Genomic DNA, 23,352 nt, shown 5'->3' on the forward strand with positions numbered 1-23,352 from the left:
CTCGCGGGCTACACGCTCGGCACCGTCAACAACACCGCCTTCGGCACCGACAAGATCCTGCAGGTATTCGAAAGTCTCATGGCGTAAACTTGCCTCAGCTTCCCCGGGCTGAGGCGCTTTTTTTGGGCGGACGTTTTGTCGCGCCGACGCGGACCATCAAAAAATTTTTTATCCAGCCGGGAATGTTTCGCTTCGGCTGTCGATATCTCTTCTGAGGGAGGCGCGTGTCTGTCCGAGAGAGCGAGTGAGTTCTCCCGGTCAGAAGCAAGCCGAACTCAGATCGTGTCGAAACATCTCCATGACTACTCCCGGACACGCCTCGGCCTCGCACGAGGCTGAGGCGTGTTTCCAAATCGATTCAGTCAAACCGACGAACGGCCATTACGAAACCGATGCGCCTTGTTAAAGAAAATTAAGAAAAGAAAAGCGATCGGGAATTTTGCATCGCTGCTTTCGGTCCCGTCTTGAGGGAGGCGCACGTTACTCGAACAACGACGCGTGCGAAGCTCGCTGCGATGAAGCCGGCGTCGGTCTACAAGGGACCGTCGGCGTTCGATCCCTGTCCGGAAGGAAAGGTGCCGGGCATCCGAGTCTGGCAGAATATCGGATCGAAGTTTCAGCTCGGCCTCTCGGCGGAAAATCCGCAGACGGCCTATTTCGGCGGCAATACGTTGTTCGTCGGCACGCCGGCGGTCGGGCCGCAAGGGGTGCTCAATCCCAACCTGCTGGTCAACCTGACCGGACCCGGCGGCAGCTTCTTCAACAACGCCAACAATCTCGGCCTCAACCGTATTCCCGACATCACGGCGAAGGCCGCGTGGGATTCCGTTGCTTGGCGCCAACAAATTCCATGTTGAAGGGTGGGCGCTGTACCGGAATTTCTACGACCGGTTCAATTTCGAGAACCACAGCGTCGACAATGTCAGCTTCGGAACCCACGTCGCGCTCGAGGTGATTCCGAAGACGTTCGACGTCACGGTCTCGGCGGACTATGGCGCCCTCGGGCGATTCACCGCGGCACCCTTCTCCGACGCGGTGCTGCGGCAGGACGGTTCGATTCAACTGCTACCCATTACGGCGCTGCAGGCGGGCGGGGTGTGGCATACGACGCCGGCGCTCGATCTCTACGCCTATGTTGGGCTCGAGAAAACGCGCCCCACGTTCTCCAATGTTGGAACCGTACCGTTTGGCTACGGCAACCCGCTTTACAACAACACCGGTTGCAACATCGAAAATTCGCCGGCTGCAACCTGCAACGGCAATACATCGGAAGTTCGGCAATACACGATCGGCTTTTACGACACCGTGTTGAAGGGCGCGTATGGCGCGGTGAAGGTCGGTACCCAGTATTCCTACGACCAGCGTTTCGCCTTTGCGGGCGTTGGCGGCGCTCCGAAGACCGACGATCACATCGTCATGACGCAGCTTCGTTACTATCCGTTCTGACCGGCTCTACCCGCCGGGGGCGTGCACGCGCTCCCGGCGGATTTGCATCATCGCTGAAGCGCTCGCGCTCTCTTCACTTGCTGGTTACGGCCACGTGGATCCAGCCGGTTGAGAGGGACGGAATATTCCGGCGCCTGTTCGAGTCAATGTCGCAGTGGCCCATTGCACTAACGCCGGGTCAACTGTTGGAGAAGTTCGATGATCAAAGGTCTGATGGCTCTTGGGGTTGCTGCGATTGTAGCGGCGTCGATGGTGACGCCCTTGTCGGCGCAACCGGTCGTGCAGGAGCCAGGCGCGCAGTCGTTCTATTATCCGAATTCCAGCCTCGGCATCGGTACGGCGTGGCCGCAAGGCGGCGCGTCCAACGCCATGGCGTCGACGCGCAACGTGGCGCCGGCACCGGTGACAACGCCGCGGATGCAACGCGGCGGTGCGGCCGGCGTCACGCGATAGATATTTTTCGCTCGGGTTGCTCCGGCTGTGATTGAGCATGGCAGCCGGGGTAGCCAGGGGAAAGGGCGGTTCGTCCAGACCGCCCTTTCTATTTTGTGGGCACCAAGTCCAGCGCATCGATGCCGAAGAACTGCAAGAGTTGTATCCGCGGCTTGAGCGAATGCTTCGGGCGCCCGAATGGCCGTGCGGCGACCTCTTCGCCTGCAACGCCGCATGAAGGCAACGTCGAACGGCTCCCGAGAGTAAATCGCCGGCCAGCCGAGTCAACATTACCAGTCGCTGTTTCCGATGAAGGACGGTCGAAACAGTGATCGTCAAGTCTTGAACGCGGTCTCGGGTCGGTCCCTGGGAGGTCCCTTGTCGTTGCGCTGGCCGGGATAGGGTCTTGCGATACGAACGCATTTCAAAAGAGCAACGCTCGGGTCCAGACCCATCGTCTGGCCAAAGGTCGGCGGCTGGTTCGATCGTGCAGGATAAAGACGAGCGCACTCTGTTTGATGAAGCATTTCTGCCGCATATGGCGGAGGCCTATCGCTTGGCGCGCTGGTTTACCGGCAGCGCCTCGGACGCCGAAGATGTCGTTCAGGACGCCGCATTGCGCGCCTTTCGCGCCATTCGGGGGTTTGGCGCCGGCAATGCCCGTGCGTGGTCACTCTCGATCGTCCGTAATACCGCCTATACCTGGTTGGCAAAAAATCGTTCGAAGATGGTCGTCCCGGCTGAAGAGCCTTCAGCGGCCGAACTGCTGCAGATCGAACAGGAGGGCGCGTATGGCGCGCGTGCAGAAACGCCCCTCGCCTCCGACGCATCGCTGACGGCAAGGTACGACAACATCATCGCCTTGCGGGACGCGCTGCGATCGCTTCCGAAACACCACATCCCCGTGACATTGCACGCCAGGGTTAGCGCCGCGCTCGCATCGGCACGCGAACAGGCCGCGGTGATAGATCCCGAGGCGGGGTATCCGGCGCCAAGAAGCTGGTCCTGGCGCGCGCCGGCGGCGTCGACCATTGTCGGTGCGGTTCTCGGCGGTTCGGTGATGTCGACGATCGAACGCGCGGACCTGCAGCCCGACGTTGCTCGCGAGATCGCGGCGGGTCACATTCGAAGTCTGCTCGCGCCGCAGCCGTTCGACATTGCGTCGTCGGATCGTCACACGGTCAAGCCCTGGTTCACCGCGCGGCTGCCGGAGTCGCCCCAGGTCGTTGATCTCGCGGCGCAGGGAATCAGGCTTGCCGGAGGACGCGTCGACGTCATCGGCACATTCCGGTTGCGACATTGGTTTATCAGCATGCCGCGCATACCATCAGCCTGATCAGTCTGCAGCAGGGACAATCCGTACCCGACGGCGTCGTCGCCAGCTACAACATGCGAAGCTGGAGCGATCACGAATTCACCTATGTTGCCGTGTCGGATTTGCCGATTGAGAAGCTCGCGAGCTTTGAGCATGCGTTTACCGCAGCGACGCGTTGAGGCCGTATGCGCTGGCATGTCTCTAGCCTGCGCGTCGCTCGGATGGCGGTCGGCAGATCCGTCGATTCGAAAAATATCGCATGGCGCCGAATAAGCGCGGCCTTCTCCCGGTCTTTGTCTATGTGCGGATGACCCGCCTGCACGTGGTTGCCCTGACGAAGTCGCCCTAACTTCGGTCGAGCCTCCAGAAAGCGCCTCAGCCGTACCCGGTTGAGGCGCTTTAATTTGCGCTTTCGTCCGCTTCATTTTGCGTTACCTTTCTCTCCGGATTGGAGAGCCATTGATGCCGTTCTGGACGTGCGAACAATGCGGTGCCCAGTTTCCCGAAAACGCCGCGCCGCCCCCGTCATGCTTGATCTGCGAGGACGAGCGGCAGTTTGTGAACTGGAAAGGGCAGGCGTGGCTCACCCGGGAGGAGCTGGCGAAACGCCATAAACTTGTCTGGCGCGACGACCTCGGGATTTCCGGGATCGGCGTTGAGCCGGGTTTTGCGATCGGGCAGCGCGCGCTGCTGGTGCCGGAGCCGGATGGCGTCGTAATGTGGGATTGCCTTCCCCTCGTCAGCAGCGAGGCGGTCGACCACGTCAGGTCGCTCGGCGGCCTGAAAGCGATCGCGATCTCGCATCCGCATTACTACGGCGCGGTCGCCGACTGGAGCGAGGCGTTCGGCGGCGTGCCGGTCTATCTGCACGGCGACGATCGCCAGTGGATCACGCGGCCGCATCCCGCGATCGTGCGGTGGTCGGGAGAAAGCCATCGGATTTCCGACGACATTGTTCTCGTCCGCACCGGCGGGCATTTCGCCGGCGGCACGATCATGCATTGGCGCACCGGCGCCGATGGCCGGGGGGCGCTGCTCACCGGCGATGTCGCCATGGTGGCGATGGACCGGCGATCCCTGAGCTTCATGTACAGCTATCCGAACTACATTCCCATGAATGCGGCGTCGGTGCGCAGGATAGCCGGCGCGGTCGAGCCGCTGGCGTTCGATCGCATCTACGGGGCGTGGTGGGGGCGCAATATCGCGGCGGGCGCGAAGGCTGCGTTCGATGCCTCGGTCCGGCGATATCTCGCGGCGATTTCGGATTAGGCTGGACCGCGGGCAGTGATGTGGCCGTTATAATCTTGCCACCCGAGATAGCGTTGCTATATCAGGCCTTTCCCGTCACTCCGTTTGACCATCGAGCCCCGTCATGACCACTACCACCGCCCCCGAATCCCAGCCGTTCCAGGCCGAGGTCGCCGAACTCCTGCACCTGATGGTGCATTCGGTTTATTCGGAGACCGATATTTTCCTGCGCGAGTTGATCTCGAATGCGTCGGACGCCTGCGACAAGCTGCGCTATGAGGCGATCGCCGCGCCCGATCTGATTTCCGACGGCGCGCCGCCCAAAATCCGCATCCAGCCCAACAAGAAGGCGGACACACTCTCGGTGGTCGACAGCGGTATCGGCATGGACCGGCAGGAGCTGATCGACAATCTCGGCACCATTGCGCGCTCCGGCACCAAATCCTTCCTGTCCCGCCTCACCGAGGCCAAGGACGGCGCCAATTTGATCGGCCAGTTCGGCGTCGGCTTTTATTCCGCCTTCATGGTCGCCGACCGCATCATGGTCACCAGCCGCCGCGCCAGCGCCGATGAGGCGTGGACCTGGTCCTCATCGGGCGGCAGCGGTTTTGAGATCGCGCCGGCCAGCGAGGAAGACGGCAAGCGGGTCGCGCGCGGCACCGAGATTGTGCTGCACCTGAAAAAGGACGCGGCAAAATATCTCGAGGCCAACGAGATTGAGCGCATCGTCCGCGCCTATTCCGACAACATCCAGTTTCCGATCGAGCTAGTTTCCGAAGAAGGCGAGCCGCGCCAGATCAATTCCGCCAGCGCGCTGTGGCAGCGGCCGAAATCGGAGCTGACGGCGGAGGACTACAAGCAGGCTTACCAATCGATCGCCGGCGCCTTCGACGAGCCGGCGATGACGCTGCATTACCGCGCCGAGGGCCGGCAGTCCTATGCGGTGCTGCTGTTTGCGCCCTCGACAAAACCGTTCGACCTGTTCGACCAGGCGCGCAAAGGCAAGGTAAAACTCTATGTCCGCCGCGTCTTCATCGCCGACGACGCCGATCTGCTGCCGGCCTATCTGCGCTTCATCCGCGGCGTCATCGACAGCGAGGATCTGCCGCTCAATATTTCCCGCGAAATGCTGCAGAACAATCCGCAGCTGACTCAGATCCGCAAGGCCGTTACCAGCCGCGTCATAGGCGAACTCGAAAGCCTCGGCGACAGGGAGCCGGAGACGTTCGCAAAAGTCTGGGACGCGTTCGGCGCCGTCATCAAGGAAGGCCTCTGGGAGGATTACGAGCGGCGCGAGAAATTGCTGGCGCTGTCGCGCTTCACCACGACGTCGGGCGAGAAGCGTTCGATCAAGCAATATGTCGAGGACCTGAAGCCGAACCAGACCGAGATCTATTACCTTACCGGCGACAGCATCGAGCGGCTGAAATCGAACCCGAAGCTGGAATCCGCCAAGGCCCGCGGCATCGAGGTGTTGCTGCTGACCGATCCGGTCGACGCGTTCTGGACCTCGGCGCCGCTGGATTTCGGCGGCAAGCCGCTGAAGTCGCTGAGCCAGGGCGATGTCGATTTCGGCCTGATCCCGCTGCTCGAGGAGAAGGCCGACGACAAGAAGGAGGACTCCGCCGCCGACGAGGCCGCGACCATCGCCGTCATCAAGGATACGCTCGGCGATCGCGTCTCCGACGTGCGGGCATCGCAGCGGTTGACGTCGAGCGCGTCATGTCTGGTCGCCGGCGGTGACGGGCGCGATCGCATGCTGGAGCGGCTGCTGGCGCAGCAGAACAAAGGCTCGGTTACAAAGCCGATCCTCGAGATCAACATGCGCCATCCGCTGGTCGCGGCGATTTCCGGCGCAAAGGACGCGGCCGCGGATCTGTCGTTGCTGCTGCTGGAGCAGGCACAAATCCTGGACGGCGAATTGCCGGAAGACCCGGCGGCGTTCGCGGGCCGGCTCAATCAGCTGGTGCTGCGCGGGCTGGCGAAGGGATAGGCAGGCGCGCGACTTCAAATCGTAGCACCACCCGGCAGGGGATTGCCGAGGTCGTCGGTCGGCACCAGCTGCTGGTTGAACGCGGAGAAGTACGCCGCCCACTCCGGATTGCCGACATCGACCAGCACCGCGCCGTCCTGCCAGACGTCGTTGTGGTCGTTGGAATCGTTGCCCGGGCGATGGATGAAGCTCTGGGTCGATCCCTGATTGAGGTGGACGTCGTGCAGGCCGTCGCCTTCGCTGTAAAAGCGGCCGAAGATATAGACGTCGATATTTTCCTGATGCGCTTTCGACAACAGGCGCTTCAGCGAGCCCGCGGGTTCGGCGGTGTCGGAGCCGTCCATCACGTCGCTGTCGCGCCATTTGCCGGTATTGGCAAGCAGGTCGCTGCGCAGGAAGTCGAGCGCGGGAAGTGCGGCCTGGCCGGTCAGATCGTGCGAGCCGGCAGCGGCGGCCCCCAGCGTCTGGATCAGCGGGTGGCGGAAATCGAACGCGAGCTTGTATTTGAGCAGATCGTCGGCGTCATTGGTGCCGACATTGACGGCGACGTCCCAGGTGGCGCCATCGACCTGCAGATTGCAGTGCAGGTGATACTGGGTTTCGTGTCCATGACGCGACGGCTTCATGATTGGCTCCGAGGTCACCTTGGTCTTGACGTATCCATAGGCAAGGGTCATGGCGGCACTCCTTCCGATTTCCTGATTGTCGGAAGTATGAATACAACCCAAGGATATGACGTGTTGGTGAAGTAGGACACAGTTGCAGCGCGGGAGTTCGGATTTCGTCCGGCCGCCGTGCGAACCGAATGCCAAATTCGGCCGTATCTGCTAGACAGCTTCGAGCACGGGATAAGTCCGGATCACGATGACCGACGGCAGCGACACCTTCTACGGCGGCATTCCGGTCTTTCGTGGCTTTGGCAGCCTGATGGACCCGGCGCTGTATTCGCCGTTGCCGGACGACTGGAGCATCGGCGTCGCCGACATCGTGGAATCGACCAAGGCGATCGCGGCGCAGCGCTACAAGGCGGTCAACATGGCCGGCGCCTCCGTCATCGCCGCTGTCACCAATGCGCTCGACGGCCGCGAATTTCCGTTCGTGTTCGGGGGCGATGGCGCCAGCTTTGCGGTGTCGCCCGGCGATCTCGAACACGCGCGCAAGGCGTTGGCGGCGACCGCGACCTGGGTCGAAGAAAGTCTCGACCTCGTGATGCGGGTGGCGCTGGTGCCGGTTGCGGCGGTCCGGGCAAACGGGTTGGATGTCCGCGTCGCCCGGTTCGGACCATCGCCCAATCTGTCCTATGCGATGTTTTCCGGCGGCGGTCTTGGCTGGGCAGATGCGGCGATGAAGCGCGGCGAGTTCGCGGTTCAGCCCGCGTCTCCGGGCACGCAGCCCGATCTATCCGGGCTTTCGTGCCGGTTCGAGGAAATTCCTTCCGCGCGCGGTCTCATCCTCTCGGTGCTGGTGGTGCCGGCGCAAGGCGCCGATCCGCGCGCCTTCCGCAAGGTGATCGAGGACGTCATCGCGCTCTCCGAGCGCAGCCCCGACGCGGGACGTCCGGTGCCGCCGGGCGGTCCGCCGCTGCGATGGCCGCCGCAGGGTGTGGAATACGAGGCTCGTGCTGCGCGAGGCGGCTCGCTATTGAAGCGCCGCGGCGTGGTGCTTGCCGTTACCCTGTGGGCCTACGTCGTCATGCGCTTCGGCATCAAGGTCGGCAATTTCGTGCCGAAAACCTACCTGCAGCAGGTGGTGGAGAATTCCGACTTCCGCAAATATGACGACGGGTTGCGGATGATCCTCGACTGCACGCCGGAGCTCGAGCGCGCGCTGACGCAGATTCTGGTGGCGGCAGCCTCAAGCGGGATCGTGCGCTACGGCCTGCACCGGCAGGACGCCGCGATGATGACCTGCTTCACGCCGTCGGTGATGCGCAGCGACCACGTCCACTTCATCGACGGCGCGCGCGGCGGTTATGCCTCGGCGGCGACAGCGCTGAAGGCGACGGCGGCATAGAATGTTCATTCCTCATGGTGAGGAGGCGCATTTGCGCCGTCTCGAACCATGAGAGCCCCGATGCCGCCATCCTTCGAGACGCGGCCAACGGGTCCGCGCAAAGCGCGGCCCGATGATAAACTCCGACGCCCCTCCTCCAGCGATAACGGCGAAGCCGTTACGCAGGGATGAGGACAATATCTACTTAGCGTCCCGCCCGCGTCCAGTTTTCGCCGCCGCAGAGCGCGCCGACGCAGCCTTCGACCCGGAGCGTATCCTGACCCGTCACCGAGACGTTGCTTGCATAGGTGCTGCCGTCGTCGGCGTTGTAGATCTGGCCGGACCATTTGCCGGGCGCGCTGGCGCGCATGCCGCCGAACAGCGGAAGCCCGATCATCGGACGCTGCCTCAGGGCCGGATTGGGGTTCTTGTCATCGACCTGAGGTTTGCCGGTGGCGGGATCGGCCGGCTCTCGCAGCCAGACCACGACGCCGCAAATCCCCGCGCCGCATTTGCTGACGCGCACTTTGGCATCGCCGGCCTGCGTCAGCCAGAGGCCGGACGGATCGCCGGCCGTCTGTGCGCGCGCGGGCAATACGCCCGGCAACGCGATCAACATTGCGACGAAAAATGCGAATCTGCAGGCCATGAATCATCCTCGAAGAGCAGGCCTGAATAACAACAAATCGAATTTGTGCAATGCCAAACAAACTGGGGCTATTTGCCCCAGCTCGTGACCTTGATTGCCAGCACTGTGCCGAGCCCGTACACCACCATCGCGGCGCCGACGAGCGCAAACAAGGTCCAGGCCGGCGCACCCGACGCCACCAGCCACCAGCCGCCCACGCCCACCAGCAGCAGGCGTCCGGTGCCGGCCAGCACCGGCCCGCCAACTCTCGCCGCACCCTGCGCCGCGAAATAGAGGCAGGCGCCGACGCCGAAGAAGCCGAAGGCGGGACCTGCGAGAGCGAAATAGGAATAGGCCGCCGCGTTCACGCCGGGATCGCTGGTGAACAGCGACACCCACAACGAAGGCCTGATCGCGACCACGAGGCCGATGAAACCCACGGTCAACCCGGCAGCTATGCCCGCGGTCCAGGCCACACGCCGCGCCCGCGTCACGAGACCGGCGCCGACAGCCATGCCAACCATCGGCACCGAGGCGACGCCGAATGCGAATGCGATCGGGGTCAGCAAAAATTCCAGCCGCGAACCCATGCCGTAACCGGCCAGCGTCTCGGTGCCGAAACTCGCCAGGATCTTGGTGAAGATCAGGATGGTCAGCACGGTCTGCAGCGGCGACAGGCAGGAGACCGCGCCGACCTTGAGAATATCGACGAACATGTCGCTCTGGAACTTGAAGGTTGCAAAATTCAGCGTCAGCCGGCTGCGGCCGCTCAAGAGATACCACGCCAGGAATATCGCGCCGAGCGTGAAGGCGGTGAGCTGACCGGTGGCGACGCCGCGCATGCCGAGCTTCGGCAGGCCGAACAGCCCGAGGCCGAAGCCGCCGCCGACCGCGATCTGGACGATCGCGGTTGCGATCAGCGTCGCCGACGGCAGGCGCATATCGCCGGTGCCGCGCAGCACCGAGGCCAGCGTATTCACCAGCCAGATCGAAATCGCGCCGGAGAACAGCACCTGCGAATATTGCATGGACTGTTCGAGCACGCCGCCGCGGCCGCCCAGCGAGAAATAGAATTCGCGGCCGAAACCAAGCATCATCAATGTGAAGAACAGTCCGGCGCAGACGCCGATCATGGCGGCGTGCAGCGCCAGCGCCGCGGCGCGGTCGCGATTGCCGGCGCCGAGCGCGCGGCTGATCGCCGACGAAACGCCGCCGCCCATCGCCCCTGCCGACATCATCTGCGTCAGCATGATGAAGGGAAACACCAGCGCGATTCCGGCCAGCGGCTCGGTGCCGAGCCGGCCGATATAGGAGGTTTCGGCCACCGCAACCAATGTGCTGCCGAACATCGCGATCGTGTTGGGAATGGCGAGCTTCAACAGCGTCGGCAGGATCGGCGCGGTCAACAGGCTGTTGATCGGGACGGCCGCCGGGCGCACGTCGATCGGGGCGTCAATGGTCATGCGTCACCGATCGGTCGGCCTTTAATTCAAAAGATTACGGCTAACATATTATGGGGCGTCGCCCGCGCAGGCCACCCATGGCCGTGCAAGGGTCACCACGGCAGGCCGCATAGGTCGATGCTGCCGTCGCGCGGCGCCCGCCCGATGTCGTGAACGAACGGGGCCAATGCCTCGAAGCGAATTCGCCCGCCGGGTTGTTCGGCGTAGATTTCGCCGGAAAAGGGATGCCAGCCGCGCGCCTGGTAAAATGCGAAATTGTGCGGCTCGCAGAACAGCAGTCCGAACCTGATGGCTTCGTGGTGGCGCAGGGTCTGGATTGCGGCGTTGAGCGCCACGCTCGCATAACCGTGGCTGCGGCAGTCTTCGCGGGTCGCAACGCCGCCGATGCCGCCGACACTAACCTTGCGGCCGTTCCAGGTGACGGTGCGGAAATAGATGCCGACATGGCAGGCGAGGCCGCCCGAGGGCGCATCGATCAGCACCCTAAGGTCGGCATGGGCAAAGACGACATCGCCCCAGGGCAGCTTTTCCAGCACATGCGGCGGCCAGACCGCCTCCAGCAGCGGTTCGGCCAATTTCCAGGAGGCGTCCCCGTTCAGGACGTCGATTTCGATGCTCATTGCAGACCTTTCGCGCTCCCGTCATAGCCGTTGCGCGGCTGGAAAGTTACCGATTCCGGCGCGGCCTCGAACAAAATTCTCAAATCGAGCGAATTTAGTGATCGAAATCACAGATCATCGGCCGTTATCTTGCTGAGATAACGGCAAATGGTATGTTTCCGCGATCGAACCCCGGGAATATCGATGCGCCGGCTTACCGCATTGGTCGTTGCCGTGCTGGCACTGTGTTTTGCCAGTCAATCCGCGTTGGCGGAAAAGCGCGTCGCGCTGGTCATCGGCAACTCGAACTATCAGAACGTCGCAGCGCTTACCAATCCCGCCAACGATGCCACCGCCATCGCCGAGACGCTCAGGAAAGCCTCGTTCGACGTGGTCGAATCGCGCCGCGACCTGAAATACATGGAAATGCGCCGGGCACTGCGCGATTTCACCGACAAGGCGCGCGGTGCAGATATCGCGGTGATCTATTTTGCCGGTCACGGGCTCGAGGTCGATGGCGTCAATTACGTCGTGCCGGTCGACGCAACCCTCGAGCGTGATGCGGATGTCGATGACGAAGCCATCGCGCTGAACCGGATTCTGTTCGCGGCCGAGCCCGCAACGAAGTTGCGTCTGATCATCCTCGATGCCTGCCGCGACAATCCGTTTGCGAAGAAGATGAAGCGAACCATCGCCTCGCGGTCGCTGGGCCGGGGCCTGGTCGGCGTCGAGGCCAACAGGCCGAACACGTTTATCGCCTTTGCCGCCAAGGAGGGCTCGACCGCCGCCGATGGTGACGGCACGAACAGCCCGTTTTCGGCGGCGCTGGTGAAACACCTGACCAGGCCCGGCCTCGATATCCGCAAGGCCTTCGGATTTGTCCGCGACGACGTCATGAACGCGACCGGCAACCAGCAGGAGCCCTACACGACGAATTCGCTGGGCGGCAACGACGTGGCGCTGGTGCCCGCGCCTGCTGCAGCCGGCAACGCCAATACCGATGTCCGCCGCGACTACGAATTGGCCGAACGCGTCGGCACGAGGGAAGCCTGGGATTCGTTTGTCGCGGCCCACCCGTCCGGCTTCTACACCGATCTGGCCAAGGCGCAGCGCAACAAGCTTGCCGCGGAGGCCGAGCGAAGCACCGCGACCGAGAGCGCAAAAAGGCCTGAGGAAACCAGTACCGCTCCGGCCGAGCCGCCGAAAGAAGATCAGCCCGCTGCGGCCAAGCCTGCGAACCCGGTGGTGGCCTCGCGCTCGCCATCCGAGGTCAAGCCGGAGCAGCCGGTCGCGCAGGATATTCCTCGCCTGCTGCAGGCCGAACTGAAGCGGGTCGGTTGCAAGACCGGCGACATCGACGGGGAATGGAACGGATCGGCCCGCCGCGCGCTTTCCGCGTTCAACGATAGCGCCGGGACCAAATTCGACGTCAAGCTCGCCAGCATCGATGCGCTCGACGCGGTGCGCGCCAGGATCGGCCGCGTCTGCCCGCTCGATTGCGAGCGCGGATATCGCGCCAGCGGCGATCGATGCGTCAAGATCACCTGTGACGAAGGTTTTGTGCCGGGCGCGAACGGCAGCTGCCAAAAACGGCCCGAGCGCGCGCCGCGGGTGACAGAACGCGCGCACCACGCACCGGCCGGGCCGAAGCGGGGCGGAGGCAAATGCTTCGTCTATAACGGCACCTCATTCTGCGAATGAAAAGCGCCGCGCCCATCGGGCGCTTCCCGATCCGGCCGATATCTCAGTAAGGCGTGCATTCGGTATGGATAATGCGCGGCTTCGAGCAATAGGCGACGCCGAGATTGCCAGTGAACGTATACTGCCGCTTGCCCGGCTTCAGCCGGTTTTCGATCCGCAACGAACAGGAATTGCCGATCACGGTCATGTAGACGACGATTGAATTGTTCGGATAATCGCGTACCGCCTGCAGCGTGTGCCTGCCCGCGACGCGCAGCGAAGCCGAACCGCCGATCGCCTCGGTCGGCTTGGCGCCGAGCTTGGCGTTATAACGAACCCGTCCCTCGACATTGGAGTTCATGTCGAGGGTTGCCGTGCGATCGGTGGAGAGCACGCCTGTCCCCTCGGCGTGGACCGGATAGTTCTGTACGGCCGGCTTCTCGCAATTGGCGACCGCATCGAAGCTGAAGCGCGCGCGAACCGAAGTCCCGGCGGCTTCGCCGGGACCAGCCGTCGCCAGCATCGAGGCCGCCAGCACCGCAATGGCGCAGGGCATTCTGGCTTGCATGATTTCCCTCCCCCATAAGCAATTCATTCCCAACAATATTTTGGATTTAATTCCATGAAATCAGGTTTTGCAAACCGGTGCGCCGCTACTGGCGGCCGGTTTTGCCAAATTGCGGTGTTTAAGCGCGATGGAACCTTCTATAAGGGTTCCCGTTAGATCACGTCTCCCACCAGTTCGGACATCACCCCATGACCTTTACGCTGCCCAATCTGCCCTATGCCCATGACGCCCTTGCGCCCCATATGTCCAAGGAAACGCTGGAATACCACCACGACAAGCATCACCAAGCCTACGTGACCAACGGCAACAACGCGATCAAGGGGACCGAATTCGAGGGCAAATCCCTTGAGGACATCGTCAAGGGATCGTTCGGGAAGAACCCGGCCGTGTTCAACAATGCCGGCCAGCACTTCAACCATCTGCATTTCTGGAGCTGGATGAAGCCGAATGGCGGCGGCAGCAAATTGCCCGGCCGGCTGGAAAAGAAGATCAACGAAGACCTCGGCGGCCTCGAGAAGTTCAAGACCGATTTCGCCGCCGCCGGCGTCGGCCAGTTCGGCTCCGGCTGGTGCTGGCTGCAGGTCAAGAACGGCAAGCTCGAAGTCTCCAAGACCGCGAACGGCGAGAGCCCGCTGTGCTACGGCGCAACGCCGATCCTCGGCTGCGACGTCTGGGAGCACTCCTACTACATCGACTATCGCAACCGCCGTCCGGATTACTTGAAGGCGTTCGTCGATCATCTCGTCAACTGGGACTATGTCGACGAGCTGTTCGGCAAGCTCTGATCCATTCGAGAGAAATCCAGGTCGGCAGCGTTTCGCTGCCGCCCTTTGTTTTGCTTAACGCCGCGCCGCCTGCTCGCCTTCACCTTCACCTCTGAACCGGGCCGCGTGTCACTCCCGCATGGCCATCCCTGAGATGCGCATGGGTATGGTCCAGCTTCCGTTTGCTTCAGTGGGGCGCCGGGACTAAGCAAGGTGGAATCCATCACCCGTCCGACTCATTGCCTTGTCAGAATCTTCCTTGAAAGACCCGGCGCCTGCCGATGACGCGGATGCCGAGCCGCGGCCGTTGCGGGTCCGCAAGCCGATCAGTTGGTCGATGCTGTTCATTGCCGTGCTTGTCGTGGTCAGCGCGACGCTGGTCTACCGGCGCGACGGCATGGCCGGGGTGCTGGAAATTCTGACCCACGATCTGACGCTGTTCGGCGGCATCCTGCCGCGCGTGCTGGCCGGCTGCCTGCTCGGCGCCTTCATCGCCGAAATCCTGCCGCACGAAAAAGTGTCGCGCTCGCTGGGGCCGAAATCCGGATTGAAGGGGCTTTTGATCGGCACCGCGTTTGGCGCCATCCTGCCGGGCGGGCCGTTCACCGCCTATCCGGTGGCGGCGGCATTGCTCACGGTCGGCGCCGATTTCGGCGCGACCATTTCGATGGTGGTGAGCTGGACGCTGATCGGTTACGGCCGGGCCGTCGCCTGGGAGCTGCCGATCATGGGCGTCGACTTTACGCTGTGGCGGATCGTGATCTCGCTGCCGATCCCGGTCCTGGCCGGCGCGCTCGGGCGGTTCGTCTTTGTGCGGATGTATCCGAAGGGCGAGCCGGAATGAGCGCCGCCCTGATCATCGACATCATCCTGTGGGGCTCGGTCGTAGCCCTTGGCTTGATTGCCCGGCAGCGCGGGAAATTGGTGCTGGTGTCGTCGCTCCGTGAGGGATCGCTCGAATTCATCAACATCGTGCCGCGCATCGCGCTCGGTGTGATCGGCTCGGGCTACATCGCCGCGGTCATTCCGCAGGAGATCATCACCGGCTGGCTGGGGCCGAACAGCGGCTGGCTCGGCGTGCTGACCGCCGTGATCGCCGGCGGCGCGACGCCGGGGGGCCCGGTGGTCGGTTTTTCGATCGGCGCGGTCGCCTTGAAGTCCGGCGGCGGGACGCCGCAGGTCATTGCCTATGTGGTCGCCTGGGCGCTGTTCGCGTTTCAGCGCCTGATCCTGTGGGAAATCCCGTTCATGCCGGCGCGCTTCGTCTGGTTCCGCGCGGCGGTGTCGGTGCCGTTTCCGTTCCTGGCGGCGGCGATCGCGATGGCGATCGGGAAGCCGTGAGACCCCCAAAGGTGGACTCAGGTAATGTTATAATATAACATTTTGGGATGCCTCACGCCCATTCCCACGACCATGGACATCACCACGGCCACGCCCATGGCGGTTCCCACAGCCATGGGCCGGCGACGCCGCATCCGGCGCAGGCGGCACCCTGGTCGATCCTGCGCATGACCGTGCTTTCCAGGCTAAGTGCTGCGGTCGCGGTCAGCGCCGCGCTGTGGGCGGCCGTATGGCTGGCGATGAGGTGAGCATGGCCGCGCGATTGCAATTCCGCGACGTCACGCTGGGCTATGACCGGCATCCGGCGGTGCATCACCTCGATGGCGAGGTCGCCGAAGGCGCGCTGCTGGCGGTGATCGGCCCTAACGGCGCCGGCAAGTCGACGCTGTTTCGCGGCATCGCCGGCATCCTCAAGCCCCTCGCCGGCTCGATCGCGCGCGGCGGTCTCGACCACAGGGATATCGCCTATCTGCCGCAGACCGTGGATATCGATCGCAGCTTTCCTATTTCGGTGTTCGATTTCGTCGGCACCGGGTTGTGGCGCTCGACCGGATTTTTCGGCGGCATGGGCAAGGCGGCGCAGGACAAGATTGCGCAGGCACTGGCCGCCGTCGGCCTCAACGGTTTTGAGAACCGCACGATCGGCACGCTGTCGGGCGGTCAGATGCAGCGCATGCTGTTCGCCCGCGTGCTGCTGCAGGACGCGCGCCTGATCGTGCTGGACGAGCCGTTCAATGCCATCGACGCCAAGACCTCGGCCGACCTGCTGGCGCTGGTGAAGCGCTGGCACGGCGAAAAACGCACGGTGCTGGCGGCGCTGCATGACATGGATCTAGTGCGTAGCAATTTCCCCGAAACCCTGCTGCTGGCCCGTGGCGAGGTGGCGTGGGGCCCGACCGCGCAGGTGCTGACCGCGGAAAACCTCATCGAGGCGCGGCGGATGTGCGAGGCGTTCGACGATGGCGCCGCCGCCTGTGTCGTGCACGCGCCTTCGCGGGCGGCCTGACCTCCGATGATTTACGATGCGCTGATCGCGCCTTTCACCGAATTCGAGTTCATGCGCCGCGCGCTCGCGGCCGTGATCGCGCTCTCACTCGGTGGCGCGCCGATCGGGGTGTTTTTGATGCTGCGGCGGATGAGCCTGGTCGGCGACGCCATGGCGCATGCGATCCTGCCGGGGGCGGCGATCGGTTTCCTGATCTCCGGGCTCAGTCTGTTCGCGATGACGACCGGCGGCCTGATCGCGGGCTTTACGGTCGCGATCCTCGCCGGCGTGGTCGCGCGCACCACCGAATTGAAGGAAGACGCGTCGCTGGCGACCTTCTATCTGGTGTCGCTGGCGCTCGGCGTCACCATTGTCTCCATCAAGGGCACCAATATCGATCTGCTGCACGTGTTGTTCGGCAACATCCTCGCCATGGACGATCAGACGCTGCTGGTGATCGCGTTCAACGCCACCATCACGATGCTGGTGCTGGCGGTGATCTACCGCCCGTTGGTGATCGAATGCGTCGATCCGGTGTTCCTGCGCACGGTCTCGAGGGCCGGCGCGCCCGCGCATCTGGCGTTCCTGGCGCTGGTCGTGATCAACCTCGTCAACGGCTTTCATGCGCTCGGCACCTTGCTGGGCGTCGGCCTGATGATCCTGCCCGCCGGCATCGCGCGATTCTGGTCGCGCGATATCACCGGCATGATCTGCATCGCGGTCGCGAGCGCAATGATCTCCGGCTATGCCGGGCTGGTGCTGTCGTTCCAGACCCGCATTCCCTCGGGTCCCGCGATCATTCTGGTGGCGGCAGGGCTCTATGTGGTGTCGGTGCTGTTCGGCAGCGTCAGCGGGCTGGTCCGGCAGCTGTTTCCCGGCCGCCATCTGGAAGCGTAGCGATGCGACGTTTCTGGCTTATTTTCCTCATGCTCGCGACGGCCATCCTTCCGGCCCGCGCGCAGGATCGCCTCAACGTGGTCGCGAGCTTCTCGATCCTGGGCGACTTCGTCCGCAATGTCGGTGGCGACCGCGTCAGCGTCGCGGAGCTGGTCGGTCCCGACGGCGACGCGCATGTCTACGCGCCGACGCCGGCGGACGCGAAAAAGATCGCGGATGCGAAGCTCGTCGTCGTCAACGGTTTTGGGCTCGAGGGTTGGTTGCCGCGGCTGGTGCAGTCCGCCAGCGGCAAGGCCGTCATCGTGACCGCGACCTCCGGCATCGCGCCGCTCAGGCTCGGTTCCGACGCCGATCCGCATGCCTGGCAATCCGTGGTCAACGCGAAAATCTATGTGGGCAATATCCGCGACGCGCTGGTTGCCGCCGACCCCGCGGACGCCGAGGCATTCCGGGCCAATGCCGGCGCCTATCTGTCAAAGCTCGATACGCTCGACCGCGAGGTCCGCGTAGCTGTGGCGCAGATTCCGGACGCCCGCCGCAAGGTGATCTCGACCCACCGCGCCTTCGGCTATTTCGCCGCCGCCTATGGCGTCGACTTCATCGCGCCGCTGGGCGTCTCGACGGAATCCGAGGCCAGCGCCCGCGATATCGCTGTCATCATCACCCAGGTCAAAACCGCGAAAATTCCGGCTGTTTTTCTTGAAAATATCAGCGATCCCAGGCTGATCCGCCAAATCGCGGCCGAAACCGGCGCCAAAGTCGGCGGGACCCTTTATTCGGACAGTCTGACGCCCGAAAAGGGCGATGCCCCCACTTACATTGATATGGTCAGGCACAATATAAAGGCCCTGACCAGCGCGCTCGCCAACTAGGGCAGGGGCCTCCCTGCTGGCCGGGGCGCGCCAGAAGTCCCCGCTTTCGGAGTTGTTATGTCTGAACCTTCTTCCTCCAAAATTCCCGTGACCGTACTGACGGGCTATCTCGGCGCCGGCAAGACCACGCTGCTCAATCGCATCCTGTCGGAAAACCACGGCAAGAAATACGCCGTCATCGTCAACGAATTCGGCGAGATCGGCATCGACAACGACCTGATCATCGGCGCCGACGAAGAAGTGTTCGAAATGAACAATGGCTGCGTCTGCTGCACCGTGCGCGGCGACCTCGTACGCATCCTCGACGGGTTGATGAAGCGCAAGGGCAAGTTCGACGCCATCATCGTCGAGACCACGGGGCTGGCCGATCCGGCGCCGGTGGCGCAGACCTTCTTTGTCGACGAGGACGTGCAGAAGCACGCCCGGCTCGATGCGGTCGTGACCGTCGCCGACGCCAAATGGCTGAGCGACCGGCTGAAGGATGCCCCCGAAGCCAAGAACCAGATCGCGTTCGCCGACGTCATCGTGCTGAACAAGACCGACCTCGTCTCCAAGCCGGAACTCGCCGAAGTCGAGGCGCGGATCCGCGCCATCAATCCCTATGCCAAGCTGCACCGCACCGAGCGCTGCAAGGTAGCACTGTCGGACGTGCTGGAGCGCGGCGCGTTCGATCTCGACCGTATCCTCGAAATCGAACCGGAATTTCTGGACGCCGGCGATGGGCACGATCATGACCACGATCACGGTCATCACCACGGCCATGACCACGATCACGGCCATAGCCACAGCCACGGCGGGCTGAAGCACTACCACGACGAGGACATGCAATCGCTGTCACTGCGATCAGACAAGCCGCTCGACGCGACCAAATTCATGCCGTGGCTGCAGAACCTGGTCGCCAGCGAAGGCCAGAAGATTTTGCGCTCGAAGGGCATTCTGGCCTTCACCGACGACGACGACCGCTATGTGTTCCAGGGCGTCCACATGATGCTCGAGGGCGATCACCAGCGGAAGTGGAAGGACGGCGAGGCACGCGAGAGCCGCCTCGTCTTCATCGGTCGCGAATTGCCGGAACAGATGATCCGCGACGGTTTCGAAGGCTGTATCACCACGTGATGAAAGAGTTCGATCCGGGCGAATCCGCCTCCATCGTGTCGGTGACCGACAAAGTGCGGCCGTTGCCGCTCGGCCAGTCCGTCACGTCAGTGCATTTCCTCGGCGACAGCGCCTGCTTTGTCGGTGCCGAGGAGAATGTGTCCGTGGTCAACGCCAAGGGCGATATTGCGCAAACCCCCGTTCATGGCGGCGGCATCCTCTGCGCGATGTCCGACGGCGCGCGCATCGTCATGGGTGGCGATGACGGCAAGGTCGTTGCGTTCAATGCCAAGGGCGAGGTTACGCAGCTTGCGACCGACGCCAAACGCCGCTGGATCGACAATGTCGCTGTTCACCCCGACGGCCCGGTGGCGTGGTCGGCCGGCAAGACCGCCTATGTGCGCAGCGGCAAGGGCGAGGAGAAATCCTTCGATCTGCCCTCGACGGTCGGCGGGCTGGCGTTTGCGCCAAAGGGCCTGCGGCTGGCGGTCGCGCATTACAACGGCGTGACGCTGTGGTTTCCCAACATGGCCGCGCAGCCGGAATTTCTGGAATGGGCCGGCTCGCATCTTGCGGTGACGTTCAGTCCGGACAACAAATTCCTGGTCACCGCGATGCACGAGCCGGCGATGCATGGCTGGCGGCTGGCCGACAACCGGCACATGCGGATGAGCGGTTATCCCGGCCGCGTCCGTTCGATGTCGTGGAGCGCGGGCGGCAAGGGCCTCGCCACCTCCGGCGCCGATACCGTGATCGTCTGGCCGTTCGGCAGCAAGGATGGCCCGATGGGCAAGGAGCCGGCGATGCTGGCGCCGCTGCAGGTGCGGGTTTCCGCGGTCGCCTGTCATCCGAAGCAGGATATTCTGGCGGCGGGCTACAGCGACGGCACCGTGCTGATGGTGCGGCTCGAAGACGGCGCGGAGATTTTGGTGCGCCGGAACGGCGGCGCCGCGGTCGCAGGCTTGGCCTGGAACGCCAAGGGCACGCTGCTGGCCTACGCGGCCGAGGATGGCGACGCGGGCTTGCTGGAATTGTGATAGGACCGTGATGTCTCTCGCCTAGGCAGGCAGCATGCGATTCCTGACCACCTTCCAGACCGCCGATTTTCTCGACACGCTGGTCAGCCTGGCGGCGGCGTTCATTCTGGGCACCCTGATCGGCGCCGAACGGCAGTACCGGCAGCGCACTGCGGGGCTGCGCACCAATGTGCTGGTCGCCGTCGGCGCCGCGGCCTTCGTCGATCTTGCGATGCATCTTTCCGGCGCCGATGGCGCGGTGCGGGTGATTGCCTACGTCGTTTCGGGGATCGGCTTCCTCGGCGCCGGCGTCATCATGAAGCAGGGCATGGACGTGCGCGGCCTCAATACCGCGGCGACGTTGTGGGCCTCCGCCGCGGTCGGCTCCTGCGCCGGCGCCGACATGATCGCGCAAGCGGCGGCGCTGACCGTGTTCGTGCTCGCCGGCAACACCTTGCTGCGTCCGCTGGTGAACGCCATCAACCGCATTCCGCTCGACGAGCGGTCGTCGGAAGCGACCTATTATTTCAAGCTCGCGGTCACCCCGGCAGCATTGCCCGGCATGCGCGACCATCTGGTGGAGAGGCTGGAAAGCGCCAAATATCCGGTCGCCGATGTCGAAGTCGCCGAACATGGCGACGATCTGCTGGAGATCGTGGCGACGCTGGTCTCTACCGCCATCGATCCCAAAGAGCTGGACGCGGTAGCCGCCGATCTGGAGCGGCAGCCCGGCGTGCGGCACGCCACCTGGGAACTGAATACCAAGGACTAATCGCGGCTTTTGAGGCGTTTTCGCCAGCTTTCCGGGCGCTGCGCCGCCGGAACCATGCGCCGCCGGAATCGTTGATATCGCGAACAATTTCGCGGTGAACGATATGTCTCCCGAGGACAGGAAACGCGGTTACACGAAGGATTTTCTGCTCGCGGTCGCGCTGGTCACGACCGGGCTGGTGATTTCTGGCCTTTCGCTGACCCAACTCAAAACCCACGATCCGCAGCAACTGGCGCAGGCGACACCGCCGTTGCAGTCGACGCCGGGCGCGGAGACGAAACCGTCGGCGCCGGCCGAGCCGGTCACGACGGGTACACGGCCGTCCAACGTTCCGCCGCAGCCGGCCCGTCCGGATGCCGAAGCACAGAAGGCGGGCGCTGAGCCCGCGCTGCCGCCGGCGCCTGCGGAAAAGACCGCGCCGCCGATCAAGGAAAAGTAGGTTTCTTGATTGTCCACATCCTCGCCCCTCATCCTGAGGAGCGCCCCCTAAGGGGCGCGTCTCGAAGGATGGGCCGCGGATGCTCATGGTTCTCCCGGCGATGCGAAGCTTCGTCCGGAGACGCGCGCAAGGGCGCGCTCCTCACCATGAGGTCGACAGGGATCTCTGACGCCGTTTTGACTGGCCTGCCGATTTTACAGTCTCGCCTGTGTCACCTGGCTGCCCCATAATCGCTCATCGCGCGAGAGCGCCGGCGACAGGTGAGGCAGATGATGAAGATCGACGATGTCAGGCGAACCGCCTATTCGATGCCGCTGACCAATCCCTCGTTTCCGCCGGGGCCCTATCGTTTCTATAATCGCGAATATTTCATCATCACCTACCGGACCGATCCGGAAGCGCTGGCCGCCGTGGTGCCGGAGCCGCTCGAGATTGTTGATTCGATCGTCAAATACGAATTCATCCGCATGCCGGATTCAACCGGCTTCGGCGATTACACCGAAACCGGGCAGGTGATCCCGGTCCGCCTCGACGGTGTGGAGGGCGGCTATACCCATGCGATGTACCTGGACGACGAAGGCCCGATCGCCGGCGGCCGCGAACTCTGGGGATTTCCGAAAAAGCTGGCGTCGCCGAAGATCGCCGTCGAGAGCGACGTGCTGGTCGGCGCGCTGCATTACGGCTCGGTGCTCTGCGCCTCTGCCACCATGGGCTACAAGCACCGGCCGGTCGACCACGACACCGTGCTCAAGAGCCTGAAGGCGCCGAACTTCATTTTGAAAATCATTCCGCATGTCGACGGCAGTCCGCGGATTTGCGAACTGGTGCGCTTCCATCTCGAGGACATCACGCTGAAGGAAGCCTGGACCGGCCCGGCCGCGCTCGGCCTGTTTCCCCACGCGCTTTGCGACGTCGCGCGGCTGCCGGTGCGCGAGGTGATCTCGGCGCTGCACTTCAAGGCGGATCTGACGCTGGGGCTGGGGACGGTGGCGTTCGATTATACGGCGAAGTAACGCCGCAGGCGGGTTACTGCGCGCCCTTGAGCGTGCAGGAGGTCGAGCAGGTCGTGACGACGCCGCTTTCGCAGGCGATGCAGGCACCGACACACTGCTTCATGTCCTTGGGATTGTAGGCGCTATAAAGCTTCCTGACGCAGGTTCCGATCGAGCCGGTCACGTCAGTATTCTCGGGCGTACAGGCGGCAAGCGTCGCTGCCGACAGCATGATGGCGATCATGGCGCGCATGTTCATCGCTCCACTGGGGGAGCCGTCGCTGGAATGAGGCTGCGGCGACGGCTCCAAGTCCTCGCAGAACAAGGTACCCCGCAGAATGGCGCGATGTGATTAATCCCCGGTTACCATGATCCGCATCATGAGTCGGGTCGTTTGTCAGCTTCGCGCATCCTCCCGGTCTGCCCTCACAGTGAAGCTATTTCAAAGGCAACCAGGTGATCTCGCATGCGCCGTCGCAGTGATTGCAGTGGGTCGGCCGACCGAAGGTGCTGGCCAGTTCCCATTCCTGCGATTCGTTGCTCCACTGAACGGTGGCGTGGGCGATAATGTCGTCGGACTGGCAGCTTGAACAGACCGGCCTCGATCGCGCTATCGCTCGATTGACGATCCGGACCGGCCTGGCCGGCTCCTGGTTCAGGTGGAACGGATTGAGAAGTGATGCATGGTTCATGTTGTGCCCGCCGGTGAGTCGGTCACTACCCCGGCGTGAAGATAACGCGGCGATGACAAGCGCGTCATCATCGCCCTTCTCATGGCTGTGGATAGGTCGCCAGGAACCGGCCGGCTTCTGCAC

At 63.4% G+C, this 23,352-nt stretch carries 28 protein-coding genes; 21 read left to right on the forward strand and 7 right to left on the reverse strand.

Features of this window, described 5'->3' with window-relative positions:
* Window positions 1-515 precede the first annotated feature (515 nt).
* From V1289_RS29850 to htpG, 7 genes are all read left to right on the forward strand, one after another.
* The gene (locus tag V1289_RS29850) at window positions 516-857 is read left to right on the forward strand and encodes a hypothetical protein (RefSeq protein ID WP_334401216.1); all 342 of its coding nucleotides are present in this window, start codon (window positions 516-518) and stop codon (window positions 855-857) included.
* Window positions 829-1,446, forward strand: coding sequence for a hypothetical protein (locus V1289_RS29855; protein WP_334401218.1), 618 nt, complete (start codon window positions 829-831; stop codon window positions 1,444-1,446). The genes V1289_RS29850 and V1289_RS29855 overlap by 29 nt, the downstream gene beginning before the upstream one ends.
* 198 nt (window positions 1,447-1,644) lie before the next feature.
* Complete coding sequence (locus tag V1289_RS29860; protein ID WP_334401220.1) at window positions 1,645-1,899, forward strand: hypothetical protein; 255 nt, start codon at window positions 1,645-1,647, stop codon at window positions 1,897-1,899.
* A gap of 466 nt (window positions 1,900-2,365) precedes the next feature.
* Window positions 2,366-3,214 (forward strand): sigma factor, encoded by an 849-nt coding sequence (locus V1289_RS29865; RefSeq protein WP_334401223.1) that lies wholly within the window; start codon window positions 2,366-2,368, stop codon window positions 3,212-3,214.
* Window positions 3,178-3,372: a hypothetical protein gene (locus tag V1289_RS29870; protein ID WP_334401225.1), complete on the forward strand. Its 195-nt coding sequence runs from the start codon at window positions 3,178-3,180 to the stop codon at window positions 3,370-3,372. The genes V1289_RS29865 and V1289_RS29870 overlap by 37 nt, the downstream gene beginning before the upstream one ends.
* Before the next feature lie 283 nt (window positions 3,373-3,655).
* Window positions 3,656-4,462 carry an MBL fold metallo-hydrolase gene (locus V1289_RS29875; RefSeq protein WP_334401227.1) on the forward strand — a complete coding sequence of 269 codons (807 nt, stop codon included), beginning with the start codon at window positions 3,656-3,658 and terminating at the stop codon, window positions 4,460-4,462.
* 103 nt (window positions 4,463-4,565) lie between these two features.
* Window positions 4,566-6,434 carry a molecular chaperone HtpG gene (gene htpG / locus V1289_RS29880; RefSeq protein ID WP_334401229.1) on the forward strand — a complete coding sequence of 623 codons (1,869 nt, stop codon included), beginning with the start codon at window positions 4,566-4,568 and terminating at the stop codon, window positions 6,432-6,434.
* Window positions 6,435-6,448: 14 nt separating this feature from the next.
* Here the strand turns inward: htpG and V1289_RS29885 are convergent, their stop codons facing one another.
* Window positions 6,449-7,111: a DUF2278 family protein gene (locus tag V1289_RS29885; protein WP_334401231.1), complete on the reverse strand. Its 663-nt coding sequence runs from the start codon at window positions 7,109-7,111 to the stop codon at window positions 6,449-6,451.
* Between the two features lie 187 nt (window positions 7,112-7,298).
* Between V1289_RS29885 and V1289_RS29890 the strand changes: the two genes are divergently transcribed.
* A complete protein-coding gene (locus V1289_RS29890) occupies window positions 7,299-8,447 on the forward strand; it encodes a DUF3095 domain-containing protein (protein ID WP_334401233.1) in 1,149 nt (382 codons plus the stop codon).
* 184 nt (window positions 8,448-8,631) lie between these two features.
* Here V1289_RS29890 and V1289_RS29895 read toward each other — a convergent pair whose 3' ends face one another.
* From V1289_RS29895 to V1289_RS29905, 3 genes are all read right to left on the reverse strand, one after another.
* A complete protein-coding gene (locus V1289_RS29895; protein ID WP_334401236.1) occupies window positions 8,632-9,075 on the reverse strand; it encodes a DUF2147 domain-containing protein in 444 nt (147 codons plus the stop codon).
* Window positions 9,076-9,143: 68 nt separating this feature from the next.
* Window positions 9,144-10,517: an MATE family efflux transporter gene (locus V1289_RS29900; RefSeq protein WP_334401238.1), complete on the reverse strand. Its 1,374-nt coding sequence runs from the start codon at window positions 10,515-10,517 to the stop codon at window positions 9,144-9,146.
* A gap of 92 nt (window positions 10,518-10,609) precedes the next feature.
* Window positions 10,610-11,137 (reverse strand): GNAT family N-acetyltransferase, encoded by a 528-nt coding sequence (locus tag V1289_RS29905; protein WP_334401240.1) that lies wholly within the window; start codon window positions 11,135-11,137, stop codon window positions 10,610-10,612.
* Between the two features lie 183 nt (window positions 11,138-11,320).
* Between V1289_RS29905 and V1289_RS29910 the strand changes: the two genes are divergently transcribed.
* Window positions 11,321-12,817: a caspase family protein gene (locus V1289_RS29910; RefSeq protein WP_334401241.1), complete on the forward strand. Its 1,497-nt coding sequence runs from the start codon at window positions 11,321-11,323 to the stop codon at window positions 12,815-12,817.
* Between the two features lie 43 nt (window positions 12,818-12,860).
* Here V1289_RS29910 and V1289_RS29915 read toward each other — a convergent pair whose 3' ends face one another.
* Window positions 12,861-13,364: a hypothetical protein gene (locus V1289_RS29915; protein WP_334401243.1), complete on the reverse strand. Its 504-nt coding sequence runs from the start codon at window positions 13,362-13,364 to the stop codon at window positions 12,861-12,863.
* Between the two features lie 188 nt (window positions 13,365-13,552).
* On the opposite strand from V1289_RS29915, the gene V1289_RS29920 reads away from it, so the two are divergent.
* From V1289_RS29920 to V1289_RS29975, 12 genes are all read left to right on the forward strand, one after another.
* Window positions 13,553-14,149, forward strand: a complete 597-nt coding sequence (locus V1289_RS29920) for a superoxide dismutase (RefSeq protein WP_334401245.1) — start codon at window positions 13,553-13,555, stop codon at window positions 14,147-14,149.
* Between the two features lie 223 nt (window positions 14,150-14,372).
* Window positions 14,373-14,972 (forward strand): permease, encoded by a 600-nt coding sequence (locus V1289_RS29925; RefSeq protein WP_334401247.1) that lies wholly within the window; start codon window positions 14,373-14,375, stop codon window positions 14,970-14,972.
* Entirely contained in the window at window positions 14,969-15,469 is a 501-nt protein-coding gene (locus V1289_RS29930) for a hypothetical protein (protein WP_334401249.1), read from the forward strand. Before V1289_RS29925 ends, V1289_RS29930 begins: the two co-directional genes overlap by 4 nt.
* A gap of 47 nt (window positions 15,470-15,516) precedes the next feature.
* Window positions 15,517-15,717, forward strand: coding sequence for a hypothetical protein (locus tag V1289_RS29935; protein WP_334401251.1), 201 nt, complete (start codon window positions 15,517-15,519; stop codon window positions 15,715-15,717).
* Between the two features lie 2 nt (window positions 15,718-15,719).
* Window positions 15,720-16,475: a metal ABC transporter ATP-binding protein gene (locus V1289_RS29940; protein ID WP_334401253.1), complete on the forward strand. Its 756-nt coding sequence runs from the start codon at window positions 15,720-15,722 to the stop codon at window positions 16,473-16,475.
* Window positions 16,476-16,481: 6 nt separating this feature from the next.
* The gene (locus V1289_RS29945) at window positions 16,482-17,351 is read left to right on the forward strand and encodes a metal ABC transporter permease (protein ID WP_334401255.1); all 870 of its coding nucleotides are present in this window, start codon (window positions 16,482-16,484) and stop codon (window positions 17,349-17,351) included.
* Window positions 17,352-17,353: 2 nt separating this feature from the next.
* The gene (locus V1289_RS29950) at window positions 17,354-18,223 is read left to right on the forward strand and encodes a metal ABC transporter substrate-binding protein (RefSeq protein WP_334401257.1); all 870 of its coding nucleotides are present in this window, start codon (window positions 17,354-17,356) and stop codon (window positions 18,221-18,223) included.
* A 57-nt stretch (window positions 18,224-18,280) separates the two neighbouring features.
* Window positions 18,281-19,339 (forward strand): CobW family GTP-binding protein, encoded by a 1,059-nt coding sequence (locus tag V1289_RS29955; protein ID WP_334401259.1) that lies wholly within the window; start codon window positions 18,281-18,283, stop codon window positions 19,337-19,339.
* Window positions 19,339-20,355 (forward strand): WD40 repeat domain-containing protein, encoded by a 1,017-nt coding sequence (locus V1289_RS29960; protein ID WP_334407729.1) that lies wholly within the window; start codon window positions 19,339-19,341, stop codon window positions 20,353-20,355. The genes V1289_RS29955 and V1289_RS29960 overlap by 1 nt, the downstream gene beginning before the upstream one ends.
* Before the next feature lie 34 nt (window positions 20,356-20,389).
* Window positions 20,390-21,106: an MgtC/SapB family protein gene (locus V1289_RS29965; protein ID WP_334401261.1), complete on the forward strand. Its 717-nt coding sequence runs from the start codon at window positions 20,390-20,392 to the stop codon at window positions 21,104-21,106.
* A gap of 103 nt (window positions 21,107-21,209) precedes the next feature.
* Entirely contained in the window at window positions 21,210-21,545 is a 336-nt protein-coding gene (locus V1289_RS29970; RefSeq protein WP_334407730.1) for a hypothetical protein, read from the forward strand.
* A 272-nt stretch (window positions 21,546-21,817) separates the two neighbouring features.
* Window positions 21,818-22,558, forward strand: coding sequence for an acetoacetate decarboxylase (locus tag V1289_RS29975; protein ID WP_334407731.1), 741 nt, complete (start codon window positions 21,818-21,820; stop codon window positions 22,556-22,558).
* A 13-nt stretch (window positions 22,559-22,571) separates the two neighbouring features.
* Here V1289_RS29975 and V1289_RS29980 read toward each other — a convergent pair whose 3' ends face one another.
* Both V1289_RS29980 and V1289_RS29985 read right to left on the reverse strand, forming a co-directional pair.
* Window positions 22,572-22,790: a hypothetical protein gene (locus V1289_RS29980; protein WP_334401263.1), complete on the reverse strand. Its 219-nt coding sequence runs from the start codon at window positions 22,788-22,790 to the stop codon at window positions 22,572-22,574.
* A gap of 184 nt (window positions 22,791-22,974) precedes the next feature.
* The gene (locus tag V1289_RS29985) at window positions 22,975-23,352 is read right to left on the reverse strand and encodes a hypothetical protein (RefSeq protein ID WP_334401265.1); all 378 of its coding nucleotides are present in this window, start codon (window positions 23,350-23,352) and stop codon (window positions 22,975-22,977) included.

It is taken from the genome of Bradyrhizobium sp. AZCC 2289, from assembly GCF_036924615.1.
In the GTDB taxonomy this organism is placed as follows: Bacteria; Pseudomonadota; Alphaproteobacteria; order Rhizobiales; family Xanthobacteraceae; genus Bradyrhizobium.

Bases quoted from the DNA above. Each gene is read 5' to 3' on its own strand.
- V1289_RS29915 (WP_334401243.1), bottom strand. From the start codon at position 13,364: ATGCAAGCCAGAATGCCCTGCGCCATTGCGGTGCTGGCGGCCTCGATG.
- V1289_RS29975 (WP_334407731.1), top strand. From the start codon at position 21,818: ATGAAGATCGACGATGTCAGGCGAACCGCCTATTCGATGCCGCTGACC.
- V1289_RS29930 (WP_334401249.1), top strand. From the start codon at position 14,969: ATGAGCGCCGCCCTGATCATCGACATCATCCTGTGGGGCTCGGTCGTA.
- V1289_RS29950 (WP_334401257.1), top strand. From the start codon at position 17,354: ATGCGACGTTTCTGGCTTATTTTCCTCATGCTCGCGACGGCCATCCTT.
- V1289_RS29895 (WP_334401236.1), bottom strand. From the start codon at position 9,075: ATGGCCTGCAGATTCGCATTTTTCGTCGCAATGTTGATCGCGTTGCCG.
- V1289_RS29885 (WP_334401231.1), bottom strand. From the start codon at position 7,111: ATGACCCTTGCCTATGGATACGTCAAGACCAAGGTGACCTCGGAGCCA.
- V1289_RS29960 (WP_334407729.1), top strand. From the start codon at position 19,339: ATGAAAGAGTTCGATCCGGGCGAATCCGCCTCCATCGTGTCGGTGACC.
- V1289_RS29875 (WP_334401227.1), top strand. From the start codon at position 3,656: ATGCCGTTCTGGACGTGCGAACAATGCGGTGCCCAGTTTCCCGAAAAC.
- V1289_RS29970 (WP_334407730.1), top strand. From the start codon at position 21,210: ATGTCTCCCGAGGACAGGAAACGCGGTTACACGAAGGATTTTCTGCTC.
- V1289_RS29900 (WP_334401238.1), bottom strand. From the start codon at position 10,517: ATGACCATTGACGCCCCGATCGACGTGCGCCCGGCGGCCGTCCCGATC.
- V1289_RS29965 (WP_334401261.1), top strand. From the start codon at position 20,390: ATGCGATTCCTGACCACCTTCCAGACCGCCGATTTTCTCGACACGCTG.
- V1289_RS29890 (WP_334401233.1), top strand. From the start codon at position 7,299: ATGACCGACGGCAGCGACACCTTCTACGGCGGCATTCCGGTCTTTCGT.
- V1289_RS29980 (WP_334401263.1), bottom strand. From the start codon at position 22,790: ATGCGCGCCATGATCGCCATCATGCTGTCGGCAGCGACGCTTGCCGCC.
- V1289_RS29905 (WP_334401240.1), bottom strand. From the start codon at position 11,137: ATGAGCATCGAAATCGACGTCCTGAACGGGGACGCCTCCTGGAAATTG.
- htpG (WP_334401229.1), top strand. From the start codon at position 4,566: ATGACCACTACCACCGCCCCCGAATCCCAGCCGTTCCAGGCCGAGGTC.
- V1289_RS29860 (WP_334401220.1), top strand. From the start codon at position 1,645: ATGATCAAAGGTCTGATGGCTCTTGGGGTTGCTGCGATTGTAGCGGCG.
- V1289_RS29920 (WP_334401245.1), top strand. From the start codon at position 13,553: ATGACCTTTACGCTGCCCAATCTGCCCTATGCCCATGACGCCCTTGCG.
- V1289_RS29945 (WP_334401255.1), top strand. From the start codon at position 16,482: ATGATTTACGATGCGCTGATCGCGCCTTTCACCGAATTCGAGTTCATG.
- V1289_RS29850 (WP_334401216.1), top strand. From the start codon at position 516: ATGAAGCCGGCGTCGGTCTACAAGGGACCGTCGGCGTTCGATCCCTGT.
- V1289_RS29955 (WP_334401259.1), top strand. From the start codon at position 18,281: ATGTCTGAACCTTCTTCCTCCAAAATTCCCGTGACCGTACTGACGGGC.
- V1289_RS29940 (WP_334401253.1), top strand. From the start codon at position 15,720: ATGGCCGCGCGATTGCAATTCCGCGACGTCACGCTGGGCTATGACCGG.
- V1289_RS29910 (WP_334401241.1), top strand. From the start codon at position 11,321: ATGCGCCGGCTTACCGCATTGGTCGTTGCCGTGCTGGCACTGTGTTTT.
- V1289_RS29935 (WP_334401251.1), top strand. From the start codon at position 15,517: ATGCCTCACGCCCATTCCCACGACCATGGACATCACCACGGCCACGCC.